Origin of the sequence: Mesorhizobium sp. M7A.F.Ca.AU.001.01.1.1 (assembly GCF_004022735.1) — a bacterium.
In the GTDB taxonomy this organism is placed as follows: domain Bacteria; phylum Pseudomonadota; class Alphaproteobacteria; order Rhizobiales; family Rhizobiaceae; genus Mesorhizobium; species Mesorhizobium ciceri.
Genome location: NZ_RZPF01000221.1, coordinates 1 through 8,668, shown reverse-complemented (window position 1 = coordinate 8,668; position 8,668 = coordinate 1). Strand labels below are relative to the sequence as shown.

Genomic DNA, 8,668 nt, shown 5'->3' with positions numbered 1-8,668 from the left:
TGCTGCAATTGACCTTTCGGTTCGGGAAACCACGCCCCCACCGCAAATACCCCATGCGGGACATGAAGTTCCTGCTCATCAGATCGTACGGCGTGCCTGGACCAAGGTCCTCAAGACGCGGGTCGCCCTGGGCTGTTGGGATGAAGCGGGGGGAGATTCGCTGAAGCTGCTGCACTGCGTCATGGAAATCGAAAGCGCGATCGGGCAGGAGCTCGGATTGGAAGCCTTCACGGTTGGAATGAGCTTCGATGAGATGGTTGCAGCGGTCATTTCTGCTCAAGGAGGCGGCGAGCACGCGCCCGCTTGGAAACACGAGCCTCCGCTGCTTTTCCTTTTCCCCGGGTCGGTCGGCTATGGTCCGAGCCTTGCTTCGTTCGCATCGGCAATAAGCAAGGTCGCCAGGGTGTCTCCCATCAGATATCCGGCCCTGGGCATGATCCTGCAAGGTCAGAACACCGTCGCCGCAATGGTCGAAGCTGCAATCGATCATATCAACCGCGTACAGCCGACCGGCTGTGTTCGCCTGCTTGGTCACTCGCTCGGAGGAGCGGTTGCTTTTGAGGTTGCCGCGCGTCTGCTTGATCAAGGGCGAGCGGTAGCGTTCACGGGCATTCTGGATACCAGCCTGGTTGGCGAACGCAGCAAGCGTTGGGAGACGATTACCCGGACATTTCACCGGATCCGAACCAATCGTATATCGGCTAGTCGAGTGGCATGCCGCGCGCTTGCCAAGGTCGCGGTCAAAATGCACTGCGAATCCCGGCTTGCCAGCTTCCTCGATCGCTATGCCGAGGGTCAGTTCAACCCGACGAGCTTCAGAACCAAACTGGAACTGCAGGAAGTTCTGCGCGCGCGCGCCTTCTTCCAGTGGCTCACAGAACCCAGGCCGATACTGCCGATCACCGGCACCTTGTTCCGTTGCGCGCGGCCCGGAATGCCGCTTGCACTTGGGTGGGATCGGGCATTCGTCCATCTGGACGTCATTCCGATCGCCGGCACTCACATCGACATGGTCGTGGAGCCTCATCTGACCATCAATCGCCCGCTCATCGAAAACGCTGTGACTGAGACCTACTCTTCAATCGAGTCACAGAAACGGGAGGCAGTGTCATCGACCTGATCGGGGAATTCAGCAGCGGTGTGCTGGCGCTCGATGCCCGGCTGGAGATCGATCGCATCGTCGAGACCTTGCGCGAACAGGTTCTCGGCACACAACGGCGCCGCGGAGTGGTTGTCGGGCTCTCCGGAGGCATCGACAGTTCGGTCGTCGCAACGGTCTGCGCACGCGCGTTCGGCAGGGACAAGGTACTGGGCCTGTTCATGCCGGAGCGCGATTCATCCGGCGACTCGCTGAGGCTTGGCCGCAGCGTCGCCGGGCAGCTTGGCATCGACACAATCCTTGAAGATATCCAGCCGGCGCTCGAGGGCATCGGTGCCTACGCCCGACAGATGGAGGCCATCCGAACTGCCGTCCCTGGATATGGCGAAGGCTGGAAATGCAAGCTGGTCATGGCATCGGTGCTGGAGAGCAGCGGCCTTAATATCACGCGCCTCACCGTCGAGGATCCGGACGGAAAGATCGACACCGTGCGTCTTTCGCCGGCGGCTTACCTGCAGATCGTCGCTGCAACCAACTACAAGCAGCGGGTTCGCAAGATGACTGAATACTATCATGCGGACCGCCTCAACTATGCAGTGGCAGGCACGCCAAACCGGCTCGAATATGACCAAGGCTTCTTCGTCAAGCAGGGCGACGGCGTCGCCGACGTGATGCCGATCGTCCATCTCTACAAGACCCAGGTTTATCAGCTGGCGGAATATCTCGGGATTGACGAGGAGGTCCGAATGAGGCCGCCGACCACGGACACGTTTTCCATGGCGCAAACCCAGGAGGAGTTCTACTTCGCCTTGCCCTATCAGCTGATGGATTTGTGCCTCTACGGCATGAATCACGGAATTTCGGCCGGCGTGGTTGCCGCCGCCGCCGGCCTGACGGCCGAGCAGGTCGAGAAGGTCTATAAGGATATCGTCAGCAAACGCCGCGCCGCCCGCTACCTTCACGCACGGCCGCAGCTGTCCGCTGCGATGGACAGGGATTGACCCATGTGCGGTATCGCCGGAATTGTGGCGCTGAACGCGGCTGCGGAGCCTCCTTCACGAGCCGCGCTTCTACGAATGGCAGCCGCGCTCTCCCATCGAGGCCCGGACGAGAGCGGCGTTTACCGCGACAGGCGGGCGGGGCTGGCGCATACCCGTCTGTCGGTCATCGATCTCTCGACCGGACAGCAGCCCCTCGCCGACACCGGCGATACCACCTGGATCGTGTTCAACGGCGAGATCTTCAACTACATCGAGCTGCGTGAACAACTCACGGCGCTGGGGCATCGTTTCCGCACCCGCAGCGATACCGAGGTCATCGTGCACGCCTACCGCGCCTGGGGCGTGGCCGCGTTCGAGAGGCTAAACGGGCAGTGGGCACTCGCCATCTGGGATTCGCTGACAGGCCGCCTCGTCCTGTCGCGCGACCGGTTCGGCATCTGCCCGCTGCATTTGTGCGAACATGCTGGCCGCCTTCACTTCGCCAGCGAAGTGAAGGCCATTTTCGCAGCCGACCCGGCGATACCGCGGGCCTTCGATCCGGCGGGGATAGACCAGACTTTCACGCTGTGGACGGTCGTACCGCCGCAAGGCGTATTTCAGGGAGTGAAGGAACTTACCCCCGGCCATGTACGCATCTACGACAATGGCAGCGTTCGTGAGCACGCTTTCTGGAAACCTTGCTATCCCGAGATCGCGGACCAGGCCCATGGCACCTTCACCGGCTCACTGGACGATGCGGTGGACGAAGTGCGTAGCGCCTTGCAGGCCGCGACGGCGCTTAGAATGGTCAAGGCGGATGTGCCGGTTGGCTGCTACCTTTCCGGCGGGCTCGACAGCTCACTTGTCGCCATGCTCGGTAGGCGCTTCGCCGGCGCGCCATTCCAGACCTTCTCGTTGCGTTTTGCTGACGCCGAATATGATGAAACCCGTTACCAGCGGCTGGTTGCAAGTGCGAGCGGCGGCGAGCACCACGAGGTGATGGTTTCGCGCGGTGATATTGCCGAGGTTTTCCCAGATGTGATCCGTCACGCCGAGTGTCCGATTCTCAGGACCGCGCCGGCGCCGTTGTTCCTTCTCTCGAGGCTGGTGCGCGAACATGGCATCAAGGTCGTCCTGACCGGCGAGGGCGCCGACGAGATGTTTGCCGGCTACGACCTGTTCCGTGAAGGCAAGGTCCGCCGTTTCTGGGGGCGGCAGCCCGCATCCGCCCGACGCGCGCGACTGCTGGAACGGCTCTACCCCTATCTGAGCCGGTCGCCCGTCAAGCAGCAGGCGATGGCGCGCCAGTTCTTCGGACACGGTATCCATGCATTTGGCGCGCCCGGCTTCGCGCATGACACCCGCTGGCGCACCACCAGCGCCATCAAACGGCTGTTCTCGGCCGACATGCATGCCGAAGCGGCGCGTCACGACGTGGTGGCGGACCTGCTTGGCCACCTGCCCGAAGAGTTTCCACGATGGGGTCCTCTCGCGCAGGACCAGTATCTTGAGATCAGGACGCTGATGTCGGGCTACCTGCTCTCCTCGCAGGGTGACAGGATGCTGATGGCCCATTCTGTCGAGGGGCGCTTCCCGTTCCTGGACGACAGGCTCGTGGCGTTGGCGAATTCGCTCCCGCCCGACTACAAGCTGCGCATTCTGGATGAGAAACACGTGCTGAAGCGTGTGGCGAAATCGATCGTGCCCGCGGAAGTCGTGGCCCGCAAGAAGCAACCCTACCGGGCGCCCAACGCACTTTGCTTCACGGGCGATGGCGCACCCGCCTATGTCCGCGAAGCACTCTCCGAGACTGCCCTGCGCGCGGCGAATGTCTTTGATCCGAACTCGGTCGCGCGCCTGCTGGACAAATGCGCTGCCAAGACCGGCGATGGGGATCTGTCCAACTCGGACAACATGGCGTTGGTCGGCGTGCTGTCGACGCAGCTCCTCCATCAGCAGTTTGTCGCTAGCCGCCCATCGAGCGCGCATGCGGTCGACCTCAGGATAGACGTCGATCACCTGCACAGGGAAGAGGTGCTGGTATGATGCATGGCGCCGTACCTCTGCTGGACGATTACCTCAGCCATTCGGCCGAACGGCTCGGCGACAAGATAGCGCTGGTGTGCGGCGAGCACCGGCTCACCTATGACGAGCTTGAGACACGCTCCAGCGCGGTCGCCCGTCATCTCGTCACGTCCGGGGTCGCCCCCGGTGACCGCGTTATGATCTTCGCCGACAACACCGTCGAGACCGTGGTCAGCTTCTGGGCGGTTCTCAAGGCGAGCGCCGTTGTGTGCGTCGTCAATCCGCTCACCAAGAGCGACAAGCTGGGGTATTTGCTCAACGATTGCCTTCCGGCAGCATTGATCACCGACAAACATTTGCAGCCGGTCTTTGCTGAGCCGGCGCGTAACTGTCCGTCGCTGCGGCGGCTCATCGTCTCCGGTCAGGTGGACGACGCCGAGCTCCGGGGATTGCCGCATGCCGTGCGCTGGGATGAGGCGGCTGCCGGCCACGGCAAAGCGCCGCCCCGCCGCCGCATCGATATCGATCTCGCAGCCATCATCTACACGTCGGGCTCGACCGGCGAACCCAAAGGCGTGATGCTGACACACAGGAACATGATGACAGCCTGCACGTCTATCGCCTCGTACCTTGAGCTTGGCGAAGACGACGTGATCCTCAATGTCTTGCCCCTGGCCTTCGACTACGGCCTCTATCAGATGATAATGGCATTCCGTACCGGGGCGCGGTTGGTCCTCGAGCGCTCGTTTGCCTTCCCCGCACAGATACTTGCGATCATCGAAAGGGAGAGAGTTACAGGCTTTCCCGGCGTGCCGACCATCTTTGCCGCGCTGTCGGATCTCAGGACGCTGAAGGCAAATGATTTTGCAAGCATAAGGTATGTCACGAATACGGCGGCAGCCCTGCCGCTTAAGCACATTCGCCTGCTCCAGGAACTGTTTGCCGCCGCCCGCATCTATTCGATGTACGGCCTGACCGAATGCAAACGCTGCACCTATCTTCCGCCGGACGATCTTGCCCGAAAACCGTTGAGCGTGGGGATCGCCATCCCGAACACCGAAATGTGGATTGTCGATGAGGATGACCGAAGGGTTGGTCCCAATGTCGTCGGCCAGTTGGTCATCCGCGGGGCAACGGTCATGAAGGGCTACTGGGGTAAGCCGGAGGCTACCGCGAAGAAGCTCAAGCCAGGTCCTTTGCCCGGCGAGCAGGTTCTGTACACCGGCGACTACTGCCGAATGGACGAGGAAGGCTACCTCTATTTTGTCGGCCGCAGCGATGAGATCATAAAATCGCGGGGAGAAAAGGTGGCGCCTAGGGAAGTCGAAAACGTGCTGATGGAAATCCCGGGAGTACGGGAAGCCGCGGTTGTCGGAGTACCTGATGACCTGCTGGGGCAAGCAGTGAAAGCGTTTGTCGTCATGGAGCAAGGAACGATCATGGGCGAAAAGCAGCTGCGGATGGAATGTCAGAAGCGATTGGAAAACTTCATGATTCCGAAGTCCATCCAAATTGTGTCCAGTCTGCCGATGACGGACACGGGCAAGCTCAAGAAAATGGCGCTGTCATAAAGCAATTTACGGAAATTATTTGGATCGGAGGCCAATTCAATGCTGAGCACGAACAACAGAATTGACACCTACAGCGATCAAATCCGCGCCTTTCTGGCGTCAAACTTCTACGTAGCCGACCCGCGTGCGCTGGAAGTTGAAACGTCGTTGCTCGATCAGGGCATCATAGACTCGACTGGAGTGCTTGAAGTTATCGGATTCGTCGAGGAGACATTCGGCATCACTGTCGAGGACAGTGAACTTCTGCCGGAGAATTTCGATTCCATCCAGGGAATTGCACGTTACGTGGTCAGCAAGGAAAACTGATCGCCGGGCTACGGCTTGAGGGCGTCGTCCCAACCGGGCGCGCAAACCCATGGCGCGGCTCACGCTGGCGCTTTGGCCCGTGCACAAACCACCCTGGCTTCACCGGCTTTGTTCGCAACCGTGCGAATGCTCTCATAGGCTTTGGAACGCTCAACCAAACTCATGACCTGCCGGTCCTGGCCAAGCCCGACCTCGAAAAGCAGCATGCCACCTTGCCGCAGATAATGCTGCGCCTCCTTGATCACCCGCATATGAATGCTCAGGCCGTAAGGCCCGGCAGCGAACGCCTCACGGGGTTCAAGTTCCATCAGATGCGCGCGGTCGTTTTCGAGCCGCTTCTCCGAGATGTAAGGCGGGTTGCAGACGACCAGATCGATCGTACCTTCGAGCTCCAGACCCGAGAAGGAATTGAAGAGGTCGCCCTGTAGCACCGAAATACGTCCGGCCAGGCCAAGATGGGCAACGTTCCGGCAGGTGGTTTCGACGCAGCTGTCAGTAAGATCGCTCGCCCAGACGCGCGCGGTGGGGACCTTGTATCCAATGGCGCAGGCGAGATTGCCCGCCCCGCAGCACATGTCCACGACACGCGGTACCGGCCTGTTAAGTTCACGAAGCACATTGAGGGCGGTGCTGCCGAGCAGTTCCGTCTCCGGGCGAGGGACGAGCACGCCGGGCGCGACAACCAACTTCAGCCCCATGAAGTCGGTGCGGCCGGTGCTGTAGGCGCTGGCGACATCTATTTCACCAATCACGGCAAACCCGCTTTCTTGATTTCCCAATGTTGATTTCTCAGGCGCCCGGTCTTCATGCCATGGGCGAGCCATCAGCAACGTCGTTCCCGGCTCGGTTCACGTCCGCGCAACTACTGGATCGCCGCGCTCTGCAGTTCGCTGCTGAACCTCACCTCGATGGTGTCTCCAGGCGCAACCTCGGTGTCCTGGTCGACCGGTCGACCTCTTGACGCGTCGCCGGCCCCGCCGGTTATTGTGATCCGCGCCTGAAAGGTTTCGCCGGCGACGGGCAGTGGAAGCGCGGACGCCCCTGATGGCTGAAGCTTCTGGCTGGCTGCGTGGAGCCTTGCAGTGGTCTCGGCGAGGCGAAGGTCGGTGTCCCTCAATTCGTTCAGAAGGCCGATCCTTCTTTGATTTTCATTGCGTTCCTGCTGCCTGACGGAGTCTTCCTGCTGGCGCCGCGTTCTCATCAGTTCGACTGAGGTCTCGAGCGCCCGGCTCGACGACATCAGCACGGCACGCCTGACGTCGGCGAGCCTGCTGTTGGTCAGGTTGCCCGATTCGAACGATTTGGTGACCCGCGCAAGATCGTCCTCATCCTGTTTCACCGCGGCCGCTTCCGTCTGCTCGCGCTTGAGCAGAACCTCGACCTGAGCCTCGGCATCCTTGGCGGTCTTGTCGAGATAGCTTTGCTCCTGCTGAAAATTGTTCAGCGAAATCTTGAGGCCCTCCGCTTCCGCCTGCGCGACCGCCGATATCAATGCATTCGACAGGGGCGAGCCTTGCGGCGGTTGCATGTCAAATTCTGCCTGGTTCTGAAGTTCGGCGCGGATGCGCGCGCCATGAAAGTAGTCCCTGATGTAGTCCCCCCAGATCGACTCGTAGTCGCGTCGCAGATCAACGGGATCAGGTCCGCTTTGGCTTGCCCGAGACCGCAGGAGACTAAAACCGCCGGCGACGGCAATTGCCTGTCGGACAGTCATGAGTGGCCGGTAAGTCTGCTGCCCTGGTGTCAGCACATCGCCAGTCACATAGATCGGACGGTACTCCGCGATCACGGCCGTGACGTCGCTCGGCTTGATGACGATCATTTGCTCCCGTCCATCAGGTAGGCGCTGATGGACTATCTTGGTTGGCAGCACCGCCTCCATGCGCGTCTGCAATTCTGCCGGCGTCAGCCCGCCAACCGGGATCATCCCGAACTCGGGCAGCGCGATCGAGCCATCCATTTGCACGATCGCGCGTTGCGTTCGCTCCGCTATGGAGGCTATTCCTATCTCCACCGTATCGCCGGGCGACAGCTTATAGGCCACCGGCGCTTCAGCCGCGGCTGCGATATCCAGGGCCAGGCAACCGGCAAGGGCTGCAAAGAAAATTCGGCTAACGAAGGCCATCGATGGCAATCTCCCTTTAATTCAGGCCCGGCTGCTGCGGCCAATCGAGATGGGCGACGAATTCGTAGACCGGCCCACCAGGCACCCCCCAATTGCTCGACCAGATCACTTGCGACCCATCAGGGGAGGGTGAGGCATGTGTCTCGCTCCAATAGTCGAACGGAGCGTTTCGCGTCTGCACGATGCGTCGCACCTCCTGACGACCGTCGACACGCAGCGCGATCACTTCGCGCGTGTATGGCGCCCAGTCCGGGTGGCTCCGAACCTCATCGGGATTGCCCCCGTAACTTATAAACGCCCATTCGGGCCTGTCCAAAGCACGCAGCGACGTATGCTCGGCCTCACCGTACTTCGTGAGCGACGTGACCTTTCCATCGGACAACCGACGCTTGATCACCTGATATTTGTCCGGAGCGGATTTGCTGGTTCCGACGTAAATTTCGCTGCCATCCGCATCGAGAGTCAAATCGCCATGGCCGGGCCGATGATGATCCTTCCACGTTTGGCGCAGGGTCCCGTCGACTGCGAAAATGGCTCGCTGTTCGGTGCCGTCGACCAGATT

Annotated in this window: 7 protein-coding genes and 1 pseudogene; 5 read left to right on the top strand and 3 right to left on the bottom strand. The window is 60.8% G+C overall.

From position 1 onward, the window contains the following. The 5 genes from EN884_RS15530 to EN884_RS15510 form a co-directional block, all read left to right on the top strand. Positions 1–1,120: thioesterase domain-containing protein (locus tag EN884_RS15530; protein ID WP_245491935.1), on the top strand; the 1,120-nt coding region annotated here is incomplete at its 5' end. After that, complete coding sequence (gene nadE, locus EN884_RS15525) at positions 1,120–2,100, top strand: NAD(+) synthase (RefSeq protein ID WP_272482884.1); 981 nt, start codon at positions 1,120–1,122, stop codon at positions 2,098–2,100. The genes EN884_RS15530 and nadE, both read left to right, overlap by 1 nt. Positions 2,101–2,103: 3 nt before the next feature. Further along, positions 2,104–4,125, top strand: coding sequence for an asparagine synthase (glutamine-hydrolyzing) (asnB, locus tag EN884_RS15520; RefSeq protein ID WP_063167487.1), 2,022 nt, complete (start codon positions 2,104–2,106; stop codon positions 4,123–4,125). Then, positions 4,122–5,675 (top strand): class I adenylate-forming enzyme family protein, encoded by a 1,554-nt coding sequence (locus tag EN884_RS15515; RefSeq protein WP_063167488.1) that lies wholly within the window; start codon positions 4,122–4,124, stop codon positions 5,673–5,675. Before asnB ends, EN884_RS15515 begins: the two co-directional genes overlap by 4 nt. 39 nt (positions 5,676–5,714) lie before the next feature. After that, positions 5,715–5,981: an acyl carrier protein gene (locus tag EN884_RS15510; RefSeq protein WP_013533122.1), complete on the top strand. Its 267-nt coding sequence runs from the start codon at positions 5,715–5,717 to the stop codon at positions 5,979–5,981. Positions 5,982–6,040: 59 nt separating this feature from the next. On the opposite strand, the gene EN884_RS15505 is transcribed toward EN884_RS15510, so the two are convergent. The 3 genes and pseudogenes from EN884_RS15505 to EN884_RS15495 all read right to left on the bottom strand — a co-directional run. Then, complete coding sequence (locus EN884_RS15505; RefSeq protein ID WP_164745784.1) at positions 6,041–6,733, bottom strand: class I SAM-dependent methyltransferase; 693 nt, start codon at positions 6,731–6,733, stop codon at positions 6,041–6,043. Between the two features lie 110 nt (positions 6,734–6,843). Further along, positions 6,844–8,106 carry a polysaccharide biosynthesis/export family protein gene (locus EN884_RS15500; protein WP_063167489.1) on the bottom strand — a complete coding sequence of 421 codons (1,263 nt, stop codon included), beginning with the start codon at positions 8,104–8,106 and terminating at the stop codon, positions 6,844–6,846. Between the two features lie 16 nt (positions 8,107–8,122). Next, positions 8,123–8,668: pseudogene (locus EN884_RS15495) on the bottom strand (hypothetical protein); the annotation flags it as partial.